At 71.2% G+C, this 17,279-nt stretch carries 15 protein-coding genes; 2 read left to right on the top strand and 13 right to left on the bottom strand.

The genetic code is table 11. The annotated features are described in order from the left end of the window. Positions 1 to 15: 15 nt before the first annotated feature. Positions 16 to 480, bottom strand: a complete 465-nt coding sequence (locus ACFWGP_RS15980) for a hypothetical protein (protein ID WP_376931346.1) — start codon at positions 478 to 480, stop codon at positions 16 to 18. 277 nt (positions 481 to 757) lie between these two features. On the opposite strand from ACFWGP_RS15980, the gene ACFWGP_RS15975 reads away from it, so the two are divergent. Beyond that, positions 758 to 2,269, top strand: a complete 1,512-nt coding sequence (locus ACFWGP_RS15975) for a DUF222 domain-containing protein (RefSeq protein WP_376931345.1) — start codon at positions 758 to 760, stop codon at positions 2,267 to 2,269. Positions 2,270 to 2,528: 259 nt separating this feature from the next. Here the strand turns inward: ACFWGP_RS15975 and ACFWGP_RS15970 are convergent, their stop codons facing one another. The 11 genes from ACFWGP_RS15970 to rsmI all read right to left on the bottom strand — a co-directional run bounded on the left by ACFWGP_RS15970 (position 2,529) and on the right by rsmI (position 14,930). Further along, complete coding sequence (locus ACFWGP_RS15970; RefSeq protein ID WP_231430340.1) at positions 2,529 to 3,188, bottom strand: methionine ABC transporter permease; 660 nt, start codon at positions 3,186 to 3,188, stop codon at positions 2,529 to 2,531. Beyond that, complete coding sequence (locus ACFWGP_RS15965; protein ID WP_231430339.1) at positions 3,188 to 4,216, bottom strand: methionine ABC transporter ATP-binding protein; 1,029 nt, start codon at positions 4,214 to 4,216, stop codon at positions 3,188 to 3,190. The genes ACFWGP_RS15970 and ACFWGP_RS15965 overlap by 1 nt, the downstream gene beginning before the upstream one ends. A gap of 121 nt (positions 4,217 to 4,337) precedes the next feature. Continuing rightward, positions 4,338 to 5,246 carry a MetQ/NlpA family ABC transporter substrate-binding protein gene (locus tag ACFWGP_RS15960; protein WP_275505619.1) on the bottom strand — a complete coding sequence of 303 codons (909 nt, stop codon included), beginning with the start codon at positions 5,244 to 5,246 and terminating at the stop codon, positions 4,338 to 4,340. Positions 5,247 to 5,429: 183 nt separating this feature from the next. Then, positions 5,430 to 7,292 carry an ABC-F family ATP-binding cassette domain-containing protein gene (locus ACFWGP_RS15955; RefSeq protein WP_231430337.1) on the bottom strand — a complete coding sequence of 621 codons (1,863 nt, stop codon included), beginning with the start codon at positions 7,290 to 7,292 and terminating at the stop codon, positions 5,430 to 5,432. Between the two features lie 149 nt (positions 7,293 to 7,441). Continuing rightward, the gene (locus ACFWGP_RS15950; protein ID WP_231430336.1) at positions 7,442 to 8,374 is read right to left on the bottom strand and encodes a 4-(cytidine 5'-diphospho)-2-C-methyl-D-erythritol kinase; all 933 of its coding nucleotides are present in this window, start codon (positions 8,372 to 8,374) and stop codon (positions 7,442 to 7,444) included. Between the two features lie 49 nt (positions 8,375 to 8,423). Continuing rightward, complete coding sequence (locus ACFWGP_RS15945) at positions 8,424 to 8,966, bottom strand: hypothetical protein (RefSeq protein ID WP_275505617.1); 543 nt, start codon at positions 8,964 to 8,966, stop codon at positions 8,424 to 8,426. Positions 8,967 to 9,167: 201 nt separating this feature from the next. Further along, a complete protein-coding gene (gene rsmA, locus ACFWGP_RS15940; RefSeq protein WP_231430334.1) occupies positions 9,168 to 10,055 on the bottom strand; it encodes a 16S rRNA (adenine(1518)-N(6)/adenine(1519)-N(6))-dimethyltransferase RsmA in 888 nt (295 codons plus the stop codon). Beyond that, positions 10,036 to 10,932, bottom strand: a complete 897-nt coding sequence (locus ACFWGP_RS15935) for a TatD family hydrolase (protein WP_231430333.1) — start codon at positions 10,930 to 10,932, stop codon at positions 10,036 to 10,038. The genes rsmA and ACFWGP_RS15935 overlap by 20 nt, the downstream gene beginning before the upstream one ends. 4 nt (positions 10,933 to 10,936) lie before the next feature. Then, positions 10,937 to 12,496, bottom strand: coding sequence for a methionine--tRNA ligase (gene metG / locus ACFWGP_RS15930; RefSeq protein WP_376931344.1), 1,560 nt, complete (start codon positions 12,494 to 12,496; stop codon positions 10,937 to 10,939). Positions 12,497 to 12,855: 359 nt separating this feature from the next. Then, the gene (locus tag ACFWGP_RS15925; RefSeq protein WP_231430331.1) at positions 12,856 to 13,995 is read right to left on the bottom strand and encodes an NADP-dependent oxidoreductase; all 1,140 of its coding nucleotides are present in this window, start codon (positions 13,993 to 13,995) and stop codon (positions 12,856 to 12,858) included. Positions 13,996 to 14,105: 110 nt separating this feature from the next. Continuing rightward, positions 14,106 to 14,930 carry a 16S rRNA (cytidine(1402)-2'-O)-methyltransferase gene (gene rsmI / locus ACFWGP_RS15920; protein ID WP_231430330.1) on the bottom strand — a complete coding sequence of 275 codons (825 nt, stop codon included), beginning with the start codon at positions 14,928 to 14,930 and terminating at the stop codon, positions 14,106 to 14,108. 29 nt (positions 14,931 to 14,959) lie between these two features. Between rsmI and ACFWGP_RS15915 the strand changes: the two genes are divergently transcribed. After that, complete coding sequence (locus ACFWGP_RS15915; protein WP_376931343.1) at positions 14,960 to 16,564, top strand: dolichyl-phosphate-mannose--protein mannosyltransferase; 1,605 nt, start codon at positions 14,960 to 14,962, stop codon at positions 16,562 to 16,564. 6 nt (positions 16,565 to 16,570) lie between these two features. Here ACFWGP_RS15915 and ACFWGP_RS15910 read toward each other — a convergent pair whose 3' ends face one another. Beyond that, a complete protein-coding gene (locus ACFWGP_RS15910) occupies positions 16,571 to 17,251 on the bottom strand; it encodes a TetR/AcrR family transcriptional regulator (protein WP_376931342.1) in 681 nt (226 codons plus the stop codon). Positions 17,252 to 17,279: the final 28 nt, after the last annotated feature.

Below are 17,279 nucleotides of genomic sequence, written 5' to 3'. Positions count from 1 at the left end.
CCCGGAGGCACCCGGTCAGGCGTCGTCGTCGCGCGCGAACCAGCGGACGCCGCCGTCGTGCACGATGAACTGCGACCACACCTCGACGTGCTCGTTCCGGCAGGCCGCTGCCAGTCCGCACGCCCATTCGCGGTCGACAGGAGTGCTCTGCTCGGGACCGCGGCGCTCCCAGGCGAAGGCGACCCGCGTCGCCCCGATGAAGTCGCAGACGTACGCCACGCGGTTCGCCAGCAGCTGCGCGGCGGTGCCCTCGGGGGTCGGCCCGTCGGGGGCACCGGGGTAGTCGGCCATCGGCATCATGAGCAACTGGTAGCCCTCGTCATCGAAGAAGAGCGTCCACAATTGACGGCGGAACGCCCGCTGGATGAGCTCCTCGACCCGGTCCTGCAGTGCAGCGTCGGTCATCACGGGCACGTCGGGCAGGTGCGGGTCGGTGCTGCACTGCCTCGTCGGTTCGGTGTCGGCGTCTCGGTCGGTCATGCGTCGATCCTGCGGGCGCGCCGGGGTGGTGCCGCCCGCGACGGCCCGATTCGTGACGGATGCCGCGGAGCAGCGCCTGTGGAGGATGGGTCGTGCGCCCGACTCCTCGGCGCATGCTCGAGGTGCCGTCTGCCGTGTGGGCCCTGGGCGGACCGGCGTCTCGCACCGACGTCCGGCCGCGTCCCGGGCCCGAACGTTCGCATTCGCATCGCGTCGCGGCCGCGCATTCACTCGGCGAAACACTCGAACATTCGTTCGAATCTTGATACGATGGGGCATGGCCTTCGACGAGCACACCACCTCCGTTCCCGGAGGACTCGCGGTGCCCGTCGCGCCGTCACCCGCAGCGTTCCCACCCCCCTCCGAGATGTCCCCGTTCGCTCGTGCGCAAGAGAGCCTCGCCGTCCTCGTCGACGCCGCCGTGCGAGCGCAACGCATCGAGGCGATGCATCGCGCCATGCACATCGACGTGATCGCGATGACCGTCGCCTTCGCACTGCGCCATGCCGGCGCATTCGTGTCGGCGTCGCTGTCGCCCGCGCGTCGCGACGAGATGGCGCGCCGCAGCGTCGTGGCCGAACTCGCGGCCGCGCTGCGAACCCCGGAGCGCACGATGCAGCGCGAGATCGACGAAGCGTGGGTGCTGTCGAACCAGCTGCCGGCCACCCTGTCGGCGCTGCGACGCGGCGAACTCACGATGCAGCACGCTCGGGTCATCGTCGGCGCCGGCTGCGATCTCGCCGACCGGCCGCGCGTGCGTGCCGAGCTCGACGAGCGCCTCGCCGCGCTCGGGGCCGACCTCACTGCGGCGAAACTGCGGGTCAAGGCCCGCCGACTTCGTGAAGAGCTCCTCGCCGAGACGACGTCAGAACGGCATCGGGCCGCCCGCGAGACCCGGCGAGTCGAATTCGAGCCCGCCACCGACGGCATGGCCTGGCTGCACGTGCTCCTGCCGGCGGCCGATGCGTTGAGCATCTTCGTGCGGCTCGACGACACCGCACACACCGCCGCCGGCGCCGACGTCAGGGGCGTGAGCGGTCGGGTTGGCGGCGCCGGCCGCGGTGATGAAGACCGCAACCACGAGCAACTTCGCGCCGACTTCGCCGGCGACCTCCTCCGTTTCGGCCTTCTCCCCGCTGGCGACCGCGGGGCGGAGGCGATCGCGTCGGCGCGTGCGACGGTGCATGTCACCGTTCCGGTTTTCACGCTCATGGGGCTCGACGAGACGCCGGGGCACCTCGACGGCTACGGGCCGATCGACGCCGACACCGCACGACGCCTCACCGCGACCGCTCCCTCGTTCACCCGGTTGCTCACGCACCCCGTGACGGGCGCGGTGCTCGATGTCGACCGTGCGAGCTACCGACCGCCGGCCGACCTGCGCCGCTGGCTGCGGGTGCGAGACGGCACCTGCCGGTTCCCCGGCTGCAACAGGCCGGCGGGTCGCAGCGAGATCGATCACACCCGCGACTACGCCGACGGCAATCCGACCGCGCACGACAACCTCGCGCACCTCTGCGCCGGGCATCATCACCTGAAACACGAGACGGCCTGGTCGGTCGTGCACCGTGGCGGCGGCATCCTCGAGTGGCGCTCGTCTTCGGGGCGGGTCTACGCGACCCATCCGGCCGAACCGATACCGACGACACCACGGCCGGCCGATCACCGCGATCACCGTGATTGCCGCGATCACCGCGAGCCAACCGTGCCGGGTCGGGTTGCCGACGCATCGCGCCGGCCGAACGTCGAGCCGGACGGCGATGAGTACCCACCGAACGCGCCGTTCTGACCAGTCCCATCGACGCCACCGGGCCGATCACCGCACCGGGCCGATAACTACACCGGGCTGAGCACCGCAGGGCGCGCCACAGATCACACTGAACCGATCACCACGAGCCGATCATCACACCGGGCTGATGTCCGCAGAGCGCACCAGAGACCACACCGGGTGAAGACCGCAGAGCGCAGATCACCGCCGAGCGCCGACGAACGGCGCCCACGACCGCCCGCGACCGCTGCGAACGAACGACTCGACGCCGTCCGAGCCGCTACCGGCGCATCACCTTGCGGGCGAGCCAGTTGCCGAGGAACTGCAGCGCCTGCACGAAGACCACGATGAGCAGGAGCGCCGCCCACGTGATCGCCGGCTCGAACTGGCGGTAGCCGTAGACGAGCGCGAAGTTGCCGAGCCCGCCGCCGCCGATGAACCCCGCCATCGCGGTCATGTCGACGATCGCGACGACGATGAACGTGTACCCGAGGATGAGCGGTCCGAGCGCCTCGGGGATGACGACCGTGCGCAGGATCCTGACCGGCCCGGCGCCCATCGCCCGTGCCGCCTCGATGACGCCCGGCGACACGGTGACGAGGTTCTGCTCGACGATGCGCGAGATCGCGAACGATGCCGCGATCGAGAGGGAGAAGATCATGGCGTCGTTGCCGATGCCGATGCCGATCACGTAGCGGGCGAGCGGCTGCACGGCGGCGATGAAGATGATGAACGGGATCGGGCGGAAGAAGTTGATGACGACGTTGAGCACGTTGTAGACGATCGGGTTCGGCATGAGGCCGCCCGCACGCGACGCGTAGAGCACGATGCCGAGCACGAGCCCGATCGCGCCGCCGATGAGCAGCGTCAGTGCGACCATGTACAGCGTCTCGAAGGCGGCGGTCCAGAAATCGGGGCCGAGCTCGAACAGGCGATCCATCAGCGGGCCTCCGTCACTTCCGCGCGCGACGCGATCGAGGCGAGCACGCTGTCGATGGAGGCATCCGCCCCCCTGATCGCGAGCGTCAGGTGGCCGAACGCTCGCCCCTGGATGTCGTTGATGCCGCCGTAGACGAGCTCGAAGTCGAGCCCCGCGTTCGCGAGCTCGACGAAGACCTGTGCCTGCGAGGCGTCGCTGTCGCGGAACGAGATCGTGACGATGCGGCCCTCGTGGCGCTCGCGCAGCACCGCGAGCTCGGCGGGCGACGGCACGCCCTTCACGACCGTCGCAACGAACCGCTGCGACGACGCGTTCCGCGGCCTCGAGAACACGTCGAAGACCTCGCCGTTCTCGATCACGCGGCCGCCGTCCATGACGGCGACCTTCGTCGCGATCGACTGGATGACGTCCATCTCGTGGGTGATCACGATGATCGTGACGCCGAACTCGCGATTGACGCGCTTGAGGAGTTCGAGCACCTCCTGCGTCGTGTCGGGATCGAGTGCGCTCGTCGCCTCGTCGGCGAGCAGCAGCCGTGGCGACGTCGCGAGCGCCCGGGCGATGCCGACGCGCTGCTTCTGGCCGCCCGAGAGCTGGTCGGGGAACGCCTTCGCCTTCTCGGCGAGCCCGACGAACTCGAGCAGTTCGGCGACCCGGGGCTCGATCTCGGCCTTCGACCACCCGGCCACCTTGAGCGGGTAGGCGATGTTGCCGGCGACGGTCTTCGCGCCGAACAGGTTGAACTGCTGGAAGATCATGCCGATGCCGAGGCGGATGCCGCGCAGTTCGCGTTCGGGAAGGCCCACGATCTCGCGGCCGTCGATCTCGATCGATCCGGCGGTGGCGGGCTCGAGCGCGTTCACGAGCCGGAGCAGGGTCGACTTGCCCGCTCCCGAATAGCCGATGATGCCGTAGACGTCGCCCGGCTCGATGTCGAGGGTGACGTCGTCGACGGCGACGATCTCAGCCCCGTCACGACCTTGGGGCGGATACGCCTTGGTGACGTTCTTCAGCGCGACGAGCGCCATGGTGGTTCTCCTCCTGGGCTTGTGGCCCGCATGGAACGCCGCAGGCGGTGGGCACTGATTCGGCGCCCACCGCCCGCGGCGATCGTCGTCCCCGTCGGGAGACGAGCAGACGAGCAGACGATCAGCCCGAGTGCGCCTCGGTGTCGGCCTGGACCTTCGCGAGCGAGTCCTCGAGGTCGGCGACCGGAGTGGTCGCCGGCACACCCGTGCCGCCCGAGGCCTCGATGAGGCCGGCCTGCACGTCGGGGTCGGTCTGGAAGATCTCGACGAGCTTCTTGTACGTCGCGTTGTCCTTGTCCTCGGCGCGGGTCGCGAAGATGTTGACGTAGGGCAGCGCGTTCGGGTCGGTCGGGTCGTCCTTCGCGATCGCGTCCTCGAACTTCAGCCCGGCGTCCTCGACGAAGTCGTTGTTGATGACGGCGGCGGCCACGTCGGGCAGCGAGGTCGGGGTGAGGGCCGCGTCGAGCGCGGTGACCTTCACCTTCGACTTCGCCTCGTCGATGTCGGCGAGATCGCTGAAGATCGTGCCGCCGCTCTTCAGCTCGACGAGGCCGGCCGACTGCAGCACGAGCAGCGCGCGGGCCTGGTTCGACTCGTCGTTCGGCACGGCGACGGTCTCGCCCTTCTCGATGTCGTCGACCGACTCGTATTTCGTCGAGTAGAGGCCGAGCGGGTAGATCGCCGTCGCGCCGATCGGTGCCAGGTCCTCACCGGCCGACACGTTGTAGTCGGCGAGGTAGACGATGTGCTGGAACTGGTTGAGGTCGAGCTCGCCCTCGGTCGTCGCGGGGTTCGGCTGCGCGTAGTCGGTGAAGTTCACGATCTCGATCCTGATGCCCTCGTCGGCCGCGGCCTTCTCGAACGCGTCCCACTGGGGGTCGCCCGCGCCGACCACGCCGATCTTCACGACGTCGTCGGAGCCGGCCTCGGCGCCGGCGGCGCCGTTCGAGGCGCAGGCCGCGAGCGTGGCGACGAGGGGCACCGCGGCGAGCGCGGCGATGACTGAGGTGATGCGGGTACGGCGTGACATGGGGTTCCTCTCTCGGTGGGCGCACGCGAACGAGGGCCTGATCGGCTGGGTGCCGGCATGGCTCCGCCACGGAGGATGTCGGTGGGGGCTTCGATGCCGCGAACGCGGGCGCATCTCCACGTTAGGCGAAGCATCTTCGCCCTGTTGACCACATGGTCACACTGCGTCACAGCTTCTGCGACGTCACCCTTCGAGCAGCTCAGATACTTCGAGCCAACGCGTCTCGAGATCGGCCACGGATGCCTCGAGCTCGCGCAGCTCGTCGCCGAGCGCGCCGAGCCCCACGTAGTCGGACTGGTCATGACGGGCGAGTTGCTCGTGATGCCGGGCGATCTCGCCCTGCAGCTTCTCGAGCCGACGGTCGATCGAGGCGAGCTCCTTCTCGGCGGCCCGGCGATCGGCGCCGGCCAGGGAGGGCGCGCTCCCGGATCCCGTCGCGACCGGCTGGGCCGGTTGCGAAGCGTGCGCCTCGTAACCTCGGCGCTCGGATGCGGACGGCGTCGGCCGCGAGGCATCCGCCGTCTTGCGCAGCTCCAGGTACTGCTCAACTCCGCGCGGCAGGTCGCGCAGGTGACCGTCGATCACCGCGAGCTGCCGGTCGGTGACGCGCTCGATGAGGTAGCGGTCGTGGGAGACCACGAGCAGCGTGCCCGGCCAGGAGTCGAGCAGGTCCTCGATGGCAGCGAGCATGTCGGTGTCGAGGTCGTTGGTGGGCTCGTCGAGGATGAGCACGTTGGGTTCCTGCAGCAGGATCAGCAACAGCTGGAGCCGCCGCTTCTGCCCGCCCGAGAGGTTCTTCACCGGGGTCGACAGCTGCTGGCTCGAGAACCCGAGGCGCTCGAGCAGCTGCCCGGGCGTGAGCTCGACGGCCTTCGAGCCCTGTCCGATCGTGTAGCTCGCCCGTTGCTCGGCCACGACCGCCGACACGCGTTCGTCGCCCCACTCGGCGAGTTCGGCGAGTTCCTGGCTGAGCGTCGCGATCTTGACCGTCTTGCCGCGCTTGACGCGGCCCGAGGTCGGCGTCACCGCGCCGGTGACCAGGCCGAGCAGCGTCGACTTGCCGGCGCCGTTGACGCCGAGGATGCCGGTGCGTTCCCCCGGCGCGATCCGCCACTCGACATCGCGGAGCACCGTGCGCGGCGCCCCGTCGAGTCCGGGGTACTCGACCGTCGCGTCGAGCAGGTCGACCACGTCCTTGCCGAGCCGCGAGACCGCGAGCCGGCTGAGCTCGACGGTGTCGCGCACGGGCGGCTCGTTCTCGATGAGCTGGTTCGCCGCCTCGATCCGGAACTTCGGCTTCGAGGTGCGGGCAGGGGCGCCGCGGCGCAGCCACGCGAGCTCCTTGCGCATGAGGTTCTGGCGCTTCGCCTCGCTCGCCGCGGCCATCCGGTCGCGCTCGACCCGCTGCAGGATGTACGCGGCGTACCCGCCCTCGAAGGGCTCGACGATGCCGTCGTGCACCTCCCAGGTCGCGGTGCAGACCTCGTCGAGGAACCAGCGGTCGTGGGTCACGACGACGACCGCTCCGGCGGTCGCCGTCCAGCGCTGCTTCAGGTGGCGTGCGAGCCAGGCGATGCCCTCGACGTCGAGGTGGTTCGTCGGCTCGTCGAGGAACAGCACGTCCCAATCGCCCACGAGGAGTGCCGCGAGCCCGACCCTGCGCCGCTGCCCGCCCGAGAGGCTTGCGATGGGCGCCTGCCACGGGACATCCGCGAGCAGGCCCGAGATGACGTCGCGCACCTTCGCGTCGCCGGCCCACACGTGCTCGTCGATGCCGCCGACGACTGCCTCGGCCACGGTCTTGCCCGGGTCGACGATGTCGGCCTGGTCGAGCATGCCGATGCGCAGGCCGCGCCGCTGGGTGACGCGGCCGCCGTCGGGTTCGAGGCGCCCGGCGAGCAGCTTCAGGAGCGTCGACTTGCCGTCGCCGTTGCGGCCGACGATGCCGATGCGGTCGCCCTCGTCGATGCCGAGGGTCACCTCGTCGAAGACGGTACGCGTCGGGAACTCGAGATGCAGGCGCTCGGCGCCGAGGAGGTGTGCCATGACCGAACGAGCCTAGCCGCCCGTCGCTCGGGCGGCGACGCACGACGTCTCCGCGGTCGGCGCAGTGGCGACGCGGGCGGCGGGTCGAACCGGCGCCCGGGCGCCGTCTCGAGATGAGCGCACCGGGACCACGGTCCCGATCCGGTTCCCTACCCGGCGACCAGGCGCGCGCCGTGCACGGCGCCGTGCACGTGCACGGCGTTGAGCCGCGCGGCCGACAGCGCGACCTGCAGCTCGATCGCCGAATCGGCGTCCTCGACGAGGAACGCCACCGTCGGGCCGGATCCGGAGACGATCCCGGCCAGTGCTCCGTGCGCCTCGCCGAGCTCGAGGATGCCGCCGAGCCCGGGCGCCAGCCCGAGCGCCGCCGCCTGCAGGTCGTTGTGCAGCGCGTCGGCGAGCATGCGCGCGTCGCCCGCTCGCAGAGCGTGCAGCACCTCCGCGTCGACGGCGGGGGTCACGTCGCCCGGGTCGGTCTCGGGGTGCGCCTCGCGCCGGCGGTCGAGTTCGCGGTAGACCCCCGGCGTCGAGAGGCCGAACTCGGCGACCGCGAGGACCCAGTGGAACGAACCGGTCGCGAGCGCCGGGCTCAGCCGGTCGCCGCGGCCGGTGCCGATGGCCGTGCCGCCGGAGAGGGCGAACGGCACGTCGGCGCCGAGCTTGGCCGCGAGCGCGTGCAGTTCCTCCTTGGTGAGGCCTGTGCCCCAGAGGGCGTCGCACGCGACGAGGGTCGCCGCCGCGTCGGCGCTGCCGCCGCCCATGCCGCCGGCGATCGGCACGTGCTTCTCGATCTCGAGCCGCACGCCGCCCGGCACGCCGACGGTGCGCGCCAGCAGCTTCGCCGCCTTGATCGCGAGGTTCGAGCCGTCGGTCGGGAGGCCGGAGACGTCGATCGAGCCGCCGAACGCGACGCTGAACTCGTCGTCGGGCCAGGCGCGCACGTCCTCGTAGAGCGAGACGGCCTGGTACGCGGTCGCGACATCGTGGTAGCCGTCGGACTGCACCGCGCCGACGCGCATGAACAGATTGATCTTGCCGGGCGCCCGAACGTGCACTGCCTCGTCGGCCCAGGCGATCGTCATGCCCCCACGCTACCCGACGGCGTCCGGGCGCCGACCGCGCGCGCCGCGCTCAGCCGACCTCGGCGAGCCACGCCCGCATGCGCGACTTCACGTCCGCGAGGCGCTCGTCGTCGGGCATGCGACCCCAGGTGAGGCCGATCGAGCTGCGTCCGCCGGCGCGCTCGCTCGCCGAGGCGAGCACGAACTCGCCGCTCTCGAGCGGGAAACGGGCGGTGGGATGCTTCGCACCGAGGTTGAGCGCGAGCGGGGCCACCCCGAGCTCGCGTTCGACGAGCGTCGCGAGCGCACGCAGACCGTCGGCCTTCTCGAGGTCGACGGTGCGGGTGACGCTCGCCTCGTAGGTGCCGTCCTGCCGTTGCCCTGGACGGCGGATGCCGCGGGCCTGCTCGTAGGCCACGGTCACGTTCTGCGCCCACCAGGGGTCGACCCCGTGCAGGGTGGCCAACCGGGTCGCGATCTGCTGGTGCGTCAACTGTTCGGCGCCCGCCTCGTCGAGCACCGCGAACCACTCCTCTCGCGGCCGCCCCGTCGCCGCGCCCACCGCGTCGTCGCCGACGCCATCGGCGTTCGCCCCCACCGTCGTCTTCGCCATGCGACGAGAATAACGGCCGTCTGCGTCACCCGTCCGCGTCGCGCTCACCCCAACCCGGCCGACGGCAGGCGTGTCGGAAGAACCGTGCGATATGCCGCTCGGCGCCCGCTTGCGCCCGGAATCTCCGACATCTCGCCGGGGCGCGCGGCCGCGCGTGCGGACGGCGCCGCCACGTCGAGACCCGACGCAGTCGCCGAGACGTCAGGCGGATGCCGCGGTGCGCGCGACGCGCAGGAAGTCGTCGACGTTCAACTGCTCGCCGCGCGCCTGCGGGTCGACACCGGCCGCCGTCAGCACCTCGGCCGCGGCGGACGAGCTGCCGCCGAGCACGCCGGAGAGCGACTGACGCAGCATCTTGCGCCGCTGCTGGAAGGCGGCGTCGACGAGTGCGAACGTCGCGACGCGCTCGACCTCGGTGCCCGGTTGCTCGGCGCGCTCGAAGCCCACGAGCACCGAATCGACGTTCGGCACGGGCCAGAACACCATGCGCGACACCTGGCCGGCCGTTCGCCAGCGCCCGTACCAGGCGGCCTTGACGCTCGGCGCGCCGTAGACCTTCGACCCGGGCTCGGCCGCGAGCCGGTGACCGACCTCGGCCTGCACCATGACGATGCCCGACACGAGCGACGGGAAGTGCTCGAGCAGGTGCAGCAGCACCGGCACCGAGACGTTGTAGGGCAGGTTCGCGACGAGTCGCACCGGGTCGGCCGGCAGTTCGACGACCTTGAGCGCGTCTTGGTGCACGACGGTGAGCGAGGTGCCCGGCTGCATGATCGCGACGGTGTGCGGCAACTGCTCGGCGAGGCGCCCGTCGATCTCGACGGCGACGACCTCGGCGCCGGCCTCGAGGAGGCCCAGCGTGAGCGAGCCGAGCCCGGGCCCGATCTCGAGCACGGTCTCGCCGCGCTGCACGCCGGCGGTCTGCACGATGCGGCGCACCGTGTTCGCGTCGTGGACGAAGTTCTGCCCGAGCTTCTTCGTGGGCGTGACGTCGAGGAGCTCGGCGAGGTCGCGGATCTCGGCCGGGCCGAGCAGGCGCGGCGTCGCGGCCTCGGCGCCGTCGGCGGGCTCAGCCTCGTGGCGGTGCATGCCGCTCATCCTCCCACGAGCCGTACACCGCGACCGTGTTCGCCGCGAGCTGCGCGCAGAACTCGTCGAGCGGGGCCCCGAGGGTCTCGGCCATGAACCGCACCGTGTGCGGCACGAGATAGGGGGCGTTCGGCCGGCCGCGCAGCGGCACCGGGGTGAGGTAGGGCGCGTCGGTCTCGACGAGGATGCGGTCGCGGGGCACCGCACGCAGCGCGTCGCGCAGGTTCTCGGCGTTCTTGAACGTCACGTTGCCCGCGAACGAGCAGTACCAGCCCTCGTCGGCCGCGAGGCCGGCGAGCTCCTCGCCGCCCGAGAAGCAGTGGAAGACGGTGCGCTCGGGAGCGCCGACCCGGCGCAGCGTTGCGACGACCTCGTCATGCGCGTCTCGATCGTGGATCTGCAGCGCGATGCCGTGCCGCTTCGCGATGTCGATGTGCGCCTCGAACGAGCGGAACTGCGCCGGCCGCCCCTCGTCGCCGGTGCGGAAGAAGTCGAGTCCCGTCTCGCCGACGGCCCGCACTCGCGGCTCCGCCGCCAGCTCGTCGATCACGGCGAGGGCGTCGTCGAGCGTTCCGGATGCCTCGAGCTCGGGCGCCTCGTTGGGGTGCAGCGCCACCGCGGCGAGGAGCCGCGCTTCGCGCGCGGCGGCCGCGGCCGACCAGCGGCTCGTCGCCACATCGGTGCCGACCTGCACGGCCCCGGCGACGCCGACCGCTGCGGCCCGCTCGAGGTGCTCATGCACGTCGAGCAGCGTCTCGGGACGCCCGGGCGGTGCGTCGTCGCTCGGTTCGAGGTGCGTGTGGTTGTCATAGACCGCGACGGGCAGCGGCTCGGGCAGCGGCGGGTAGCCCTGACCGGACGTCTTCGAGGGCGGCACCGACCTACTCCGCGACCTCGACCCGCGGGAACAGCGCCTCGAGCGGGGCGACGCGTTCGCCGAGCTCCGCCTCGTACGCAAGGTCGACGCGCGCGTCCTGCACCGTGCCGGGCGCGCCGAGCGCCGTCCACAGCTTCGCCGTCGCCTTCGGCAGCACCGGCGAGAGCAGCACCGCGAGGGTGCCGAGCCCGCGGTAGGCCGTCGCGAGCACGGTCTCGAGCCGGTCGCGCCGCTCGGGGTCCTTCGCAAGCGCCCAGGGCTCCTCGGCCGTGAGGTAGCCGTTGAGCGCGTCGACGAGCTCCCACGCCGCACCGATCGCCTCATGGATCGCGATGCGGTCGATGGCCTGCCACGAGGCATCCGTCGCCCGTCGTTCGACCGCACCGATCTCGATGTCGGCCGCCTCGAGCGCGCCCTGCCGAGGCACGACGCCGTCGCAGTACCGGTTGATCATCGCGACGACGCGCGAGGCGAGGTTGCCGAAGCCGTTCGCGAGTTCGGCCTGGTAGCGGGCGGCGAGGTCCTCCCAGGAGAACGAGCCGTCCTGGCCGAACGCGATCGCGCGCATGAAGTAGTAGCGGAACGCATCGGAGCCGAAGGTCGACGTGATCTGCTCGGGCGCGATGCCCGTGAGCTTCGACTTCGACATCTTCTCGCCGCCGACGAGCAGCCAGCCGTGGCCGAAGACGCCCTTCGGCACCTCGAGGCCGGCGGCCATCAGCATCGCCGGCCAGATGACGGCGTGGAAGCGCAGGATGTCCTTGCCGACGATGTGCTGCGCGGGCCAGCGCCGCGAGAACTCGTCGTCGTCCTGCCCGTAGCCCACGGCGGTGATGTAGTTGAGCAGGGCGTCGAACCAGACGTAGACGACGTGGGTCTCGTCCCACGGCACCTTGACGCCCCAGTCGAACGTCGACCGCGAGATCGAGAGGTCGGCGAGGCCCGAGCGCACCCAGCCGAGCACCTCGTTGCGCGCCGACTCGGGCTGCACGAAGTCGGGGTGCTCCTCGTAGAGCGCGAGCAGCCGCTCGGCGAACGCCGAGGTGCGGAAGAAGTAGTTCTTCTCGTGCAGCAGCTCGACGGGCTTCGAATGGATGGCGCAGACCTGCTGCCCCTCGTACTCGCCGGTGCCCGCGACGAGGTCGGACTCCTGCTTGTACTCCTCGCAGCCGACGCAGTAGTAGCCCTCGTACTCGCCCGTGTAGATGTGACCGTCGTCGTAGAGCTTCTGCAGGAACTTCTGCACGTTCGCCTCGTGGCGCGCGTCGGTCGTGCGGATGAAGTCGTCGTTCGCGATGTCGACCGTCTCGAGCAGCGGGATCCAGGCGTCGGCGACGAGCTTGTCGGCCCACTCCTGCGGGGTGACGCCGTTCGCGGTCGCGGTGCGCAGGATCTTCTGGCCGTGCTCGTCGGTGCCCGTGAGCATCCACGTGTCGTCGCCCGCCTGCCGGTGCCAGCGCGCGAGCACGTCGGCGGCGACCTCGGTGTACGCGTGCCCGATGTGGGGCACGTCGTTCACGTAGAAAATGGGCGTGGTGATGTAGAACGAGGAGGCTTCGGCCATGCGCTCAATCCTATGGGCGCACGAAGCAGCATTACTGCGGAGGCTTCGGACTCGACCCACAGGGCCGCTCAACCCCATGGGCGCACGACGCAGCATTACTGCGGAGGCCTCGGACTCGACCCACAGGGCCGCTCAATCCCATGGGCGCACGAAGCAGCAGTACTGCGGAGGCCTCGGACTCGACCCACAGGGCCGCTCAACCCCACGGGCGCACGACGCAGCAGTACTGCGGAGGCCTCGGACTCGACCCACAGGGCCGCTCAACCCCATGGGCGCACGGGATGCCTCCACGTCTGCGTTACTCGCCTCCGCTGTTGAGCGGCGACCGGCGAAGGAGGAGGCATCGCGAAACCCCCGCACTACTCGGCCGCCGCCGCCTGCTCCCGCTCGTGCTCCTCGCGGTGACGGCGCCGCACGCTGCCGTCGCCGATCGCGGGCGGGATCGCCTCGGTCACCTCCATGTGGGCGTGCGGGGTCGGCACGCCGAGGGTGACGTCCTGCTCCTTGATCGCGGGTTCGCGCACCTTCTGGCCCGGATAGTCGACCACCCTGAGGCCGAGCACGATCTTGCCCGGCGCGTCGCGCCGGTCGAGCGCCCGGTACGCGTCGACGATGCCGTCGAGCCCGAACACGTCGGCGATCGGCAATCGCACCCGGCGGGCCGCGACGAGCGCGGCCACCCGCCCCATCGCGACGACGTCGCCCGTGCCCGCCGCGACCGCATCGTCGGCTTCGACCGCCTCGTGGTCGAGCACGGTCAGCGTGCGGGAACTCGCCACCCCGAGCTCGGCGGCGGCGTCGGTCTCGCCGCCGAGGAAGTCGAGGAAGGCGCTCACGGGTCGCGCATGCTCGGTCTCCTCGACGATCGCCCGCACCCGCTCGGCGAGCCCCGGTCCGTATCGCGTGGGGATCACGCCGAACTGCCGCAGGAAGTCGAAGCGCTCCTGGGTCGTCGTGCCGATGACGGTCGCGCCGCGCATCCGTGCGAACTGCACGGCGAGGCAGCCCACCCCGCCGGCGGCGGCGGTGACGACGACCGTGTCGTCGGGGCCGAGGGCGAGGCCCTCGACGGCGTTCCATGCGGTCGTGCCGGCGACGTAGAGCGAACCGGCGACCTCCCACGAGAGCCCGGCCGGCTTCGGCAGCAGCTGGCGCTCGGGTACCGCGACGTGCGTGGCCTGCGCGCCGCGCTCGACGAAACCCATGACCTCGTCGCCGCGGCCGAACCGCCCGACGTCGGGGCCGGTCGCGATGACCACCCCGGCAAGGTCGCGCCCCTGCATCGCCGGGAGGGCGATCGGGCCCTGGCCGTCGTGCTCGCCGCGCCTCGTCGCGCTCTCTGCGGGGTTGAGCCCCGCCGCGAAGACCTCGACGAGCACCTCGCCGTCGCCGGGCACCGGCATCGGCACCTCGTCGACGTGCAGCACCTCGGGGCCGCCGAACTCGGCGTATCGCACCGCCCGGGCCGTGAAGGCCCGCGACTCGTCTCTGGTTGCCATCTCGCACCTCCTGGATCGTGCGAACGGTTCCATTGTCCCCCAATCGGGGGCCGACCGACAGGGGTTGCGCGCGGGGTGAGCGTTCTGCGACGGCGGCTGCGGCGCGCGGTTCAGCGCCCGTCGCGGCTCGCGAGCGCGGCCTCGTAGAGCTCGCGCTTGCCGAGGCCGGTCTCAGCGGCGACGAGCGAGGCGGCGTCCTTCAGCCGGGTGCCCGATGCCGCGAGGCCGAGCACCCGTTCGAGCGCGGCATCGGCGTCGACCACGACGTCGCCCGCTCCCCCGACGACGATGACGATCTCGCCGCGCACGCCGTCGGCCGCCCAGGCCGCGAGCTCGCCGAGCGGGCCGCGGCGCACCTCCTCATGGAGCTTCGTGAGTTCTCGGCACACGGCCGCCGGCCGGTCGGCTCCGAAGGCCTCCGCGAGCGCTTCGAGGCTCGCGGCGACCCGCGACGGGCCCTCGAAGAAGACGAGCGTGCGCCGGTCGCCCGCGAGCTCCGCGAGCCGGCGGCCGCGCTCGCCGGCCTTGCGGGGCAGGAAGCCCTCGAACGCGAACCGATCGGTGGGCAGCCCCGAGACGGCGAGTGCCGTGACCACGGCCGAAGGCCCGGGGATCACCGTGACGACGACACCGGCGGCGGCGGCCGCGGCCACGAGCGGGAAGCCGGGGTCGGAGACGGTCGGCATACCGGCGTCGCTCAGCACGAGGAGATCGTCGTCGCGGGCGAGCTCCACGAGTTCGGCCGCCTTCTGCCGCTCGTTGTGCTCGTGCAGGGCGATGAGGCGCGGCCGGTTGTCGATGCCGAGCGCCGCGAGCAGGCGCTGGGTCACGCGGGTGTCCTCCGAGGCGATCACGGTCGCCGTCCCGAGCGCCTCGCGCAGTCGCGTCGACGCATCGCCGAGATTGCCGATGGGGGTCGCCGCGAGGATGATCATGGGTTCCAGTCTGTCCTAGGGTTGGGCGCATGAGTGTCGACGAGACGGTGGAACCCCAGGGGTCCCGACTCGACGACGCCGACGAGGCCGTCGTCGAGCCGCGTGGATCACGGCTCGACGAGTGGTGGGCCGCCGCGACCGCGACGCCGCGTCGTCGCGCACTCTGGACGTGGGGCGGCCCCCTCCTCGTCACGCTCGTCGCCGCAGTGCTGCGCTTCTGGGGGCTCGGCCACCCGCACCAGATCGTCTTCGACGAGACCTACTACGTGAAGGACGCCTGGACCCTCTGGCACAACGGCTACGAGTCGAGCTGGCCCGACGGCGCCGACGCCGATTTCGCCCGCGGCGACCCGAACGTCTACCTCGACGACCCCGCGTACGTCGTGCATCCGCCGCTCGGCAAGTGGCTCATCGGGCTCGGCATGGCCGCGTTCGGCGCGGGCGACGCGTTCTGGTGGCGCGCGACGACGGCGCTGGCCGGCACGATCGCGGTCTTCCTCCTGACGATGGTGGCGCGGCGGCTCTTCGCCTCGACCTCGCTCGCGGTGGTCGCAGGCCTCCTCTTCGCGATCGACGGCAACGCGATCGTGATGTCGCGCGTCGCGCTGCTCGACAACTGGGTCATGCTCTTCTGCCTGCTCGGGTTCTGGTTCGTCCTGATCGATCGCGAGCATGCGGAGCGGGCGCTCGACCGCCGGCTGGCGGCCGAGTGGGGCGCCGGTCGGGATCCGCATTTCGGCCCCGCGCTGTGGGCGAGGCCATGGGTCGTCGCCGCGGGCGCCGCGTTCGGGGCCGCGACGGCGGTGAAGTGGTCGGGACTCTGGTTCCTCGCGGCCTTCGGCGTCTACCTGGTGGTCGTCGACGCCCTCGCCCGCCGCCGTGCTGGCGTACCGTTCTGGGCGAGCGCGGCGCTGCTCAAGCAGGCGCCCGTCACGTTCGTGCTGCTCGTGCCGGTCGCAATGGTCGTCTACTTCGCGTCGTGGACCGGCTGGCTCACGACCGACGGCGGCTACTACCGGCACTGGGCCGACGAGGACGGCAACGCGTGGACCGGCGCGCTCGCCTGGGTGCCGAAGGCGCTGCAGAGCCTCTGGCACTACCATTCCTCGGCCTACCAGTACCACGTCGGCGTGCACAGCGAGCACCCCTGGCAGTCGAATCCGTTGACGTGGCTCTTCATGATCCGACCGACCAACATGTACTACGACGACGCGAACGGGCAGGTCTCGTCGATCATCGAGGTCGGCAACCCGCTCATCTGGTGGGCGGCGGCGCTCGCCGCGTTCTACCTCGTCTACCGCTTCGCGCGGTACCGCGAGTGGCAGGCGGCCGCGATCCTCGTCGGTCTCGCCGCCGGCTACCTGCCGTGGCTCATGTACCTGAACCGCACGGTGTTCCAGTTCTACTCGATCGCGTTCGAGCCCTTCCTCGTGCTCGCGCTCGTCTACGTCATCGGCATCGTCGCGGGCAGGCCGACCGACCCGCGCTGGCGCCGGCAGGGAGGGCTCTGGACGGTCGGGGTCTACCTCGTCGTCGTGATCGCCGTGTCGGCGTTCTTCCTGCCGATCTGGACGGGGATACCGCTCACGCCCATCGTGCGGCAGCTGCACTTCTGGCTGCCGAGCTGGGGCTGAGCGAACTCAGGCCTGGTGAGCCGCGAGCCGCAGCTCGAGCTGGTCGAGCACGAGGTCGAGGCCGTAGCCGAACTCGTCGCCGAAGTCGTAGTCGTGCCCGAGGACCATCTGCTCGAGCATCTCGGCGAGGTGCGGGTACTCGTCGGCGGGCAGTTCGAGCCCTTCGGCGAAGGCGTCGGCGCCGACGTCGGGAGTGAACGGCAGGTTGAGCTCGGTGAGCACGAAGCCGTAGATGTAGGCGTCGAGCACCGAGTAGGCGTGTGCGGCGAGCGCGAGGTCGAAGCCGTCGCGCCGCAGCACTCCGAGCACGCGGTCGTGGTGCCGCATGACGGCCGGTCCGGGATCCGACCGCGACTCGAGGAGGCCGAGCGCCCAGGAGTGCTTCTTGAGCACGGCGCGCATGGTGTCGGCGCGGGCGGTCATCGCGGCGCGCCACGGCGTGCCGATCTCGAGCAGCGGAATCTCGTCGAACGCCGCGTCGGCGAGGAGATCGAGGAGTTCCTCCTTGCCGGAGACGTGGTGGTAGAGCGACATCGCCTCGGCGCCGAGTGCCTTGCCGACGCTGCGCATGCTGACGGCCGCGAGGCCGCCGTCGTCGGCGACCTGCATCGCGGCGGCGATGATGCGCTCGCGGCTGAGCGGGGTGCGCTGGGCCATGCCGACTCCGTTCTCGGGCGATGCTTGCATCCTTACGACTGTAAGGCTATCGTGATCG

Source organism: Agromyces sp. NPDC127015 (assembly GCF_042725165.1).
Classification (GTDB): domain Bacteria; phylum Actinomycetota; class Actinomycetes; order Actinomycetales; family Microbacteriaceae; genus Agromyces; species Agromyces chromiiresistens.
This window is presented reverse-complemented; position numbering and strand designations above follow the sequence as displayed.

Coding starts and splice junctions, on each gene's coding strand:
- ACFWGP_RS15980 (WP_376931346.1), bottom strand. CDS start 480: ATGACCGACCGAGACGCCGACACCGAACCGACGAGGCAGTGCAGCACC.
- ACFWGP_RS15975 (WP_376931345.1), top strand. CDS start 758: ATGGCCTTCGACGAGCACACCACCTCCGTTCCCGGAGGACTCGCGGTG.
- ACFWGP_RS15970 (WP_231430340.1), bottom strand. CDS start 3,188: ATGGATCGCCTGTTCGAGCTCGGCCCCGATTTCTGGACCGCCGCCTTC.
- ACFWGP_RS15965 (WP_231430339.1), bottom strand. CDS start 4,216: ATGGCGCTCGTCGCGCTGAAGAACGTCACCAAGGCGTATCCGCCCCAA.
- ACFWGP_RS15960 (WP_275505619.1), bottom strand. CDS start 5,246: ATGTCACGCCGTACCCGCATCACCTCAGTCATCGCCGCGCTCGCCGCG.
- ACFWGP_RS15955 (WP_231430337.1), bottom strand. CDS start 7,292: ATGGCACACCTCCTCGGCGCCGAGCGCCTGCATCTCGAGTTCCCGACG.
- ACFWGP_RS15950 (WP_231430336.1), bottom strand. CDS start 8,374: ATGACGATCGCCTGGGCCGACGAGGCAGTGCACGTTCGGGCGCCCGGC.
- ACFWGP_RS15945 (WP_275505617.1), bottom strand. CDS start 8,966: ATGGCGAAGACGACGGTGGGGGCGAACGCCGATGGCGTCGGCGACGAC.
- rsmA (WP_231430334.1), bottom strand. CDS start 10,055: ATGCACCGCCACGAGGCTGAGCCCGCCGACGGCGCCGAGGCCGCGACG.
- metG (WP_376931344.1), bottom strand. CDS start 12,496: ATGGCCGAAGCCTCCTCGTTCTACATCACCACGCCCATTTTCTACGTG.
- ACFWGP_RS15925 (WP_231430331.1), bottom strand. CDS start 13,995: ATGGCAACCAGAGACGAGTCGCGGGCCTTCACGGCCCGGGCGGTGCGA.
- rsmI (WP_231430330.1), bottom strand. CDS start 14,930: ATGATCATCCTCGCGGCGACCCCCATCGGCAATCTCGGCGATGCGTCG.
- ACFWGP_RS15915 (WP_376931343.1), top strand. CDS start 14,960: ATGAGTGTCGACGAGACGGTGGAACCCCAGGGGTCCCGACTCGACGAC.
- ACFWGP_RS15910 (WP_376931342.1), bottom strand. CDS start 17,251: ATGCAAGCATCGCCCGAGAACGGAGTCGGCATGGCCCAGCGCACCCCG.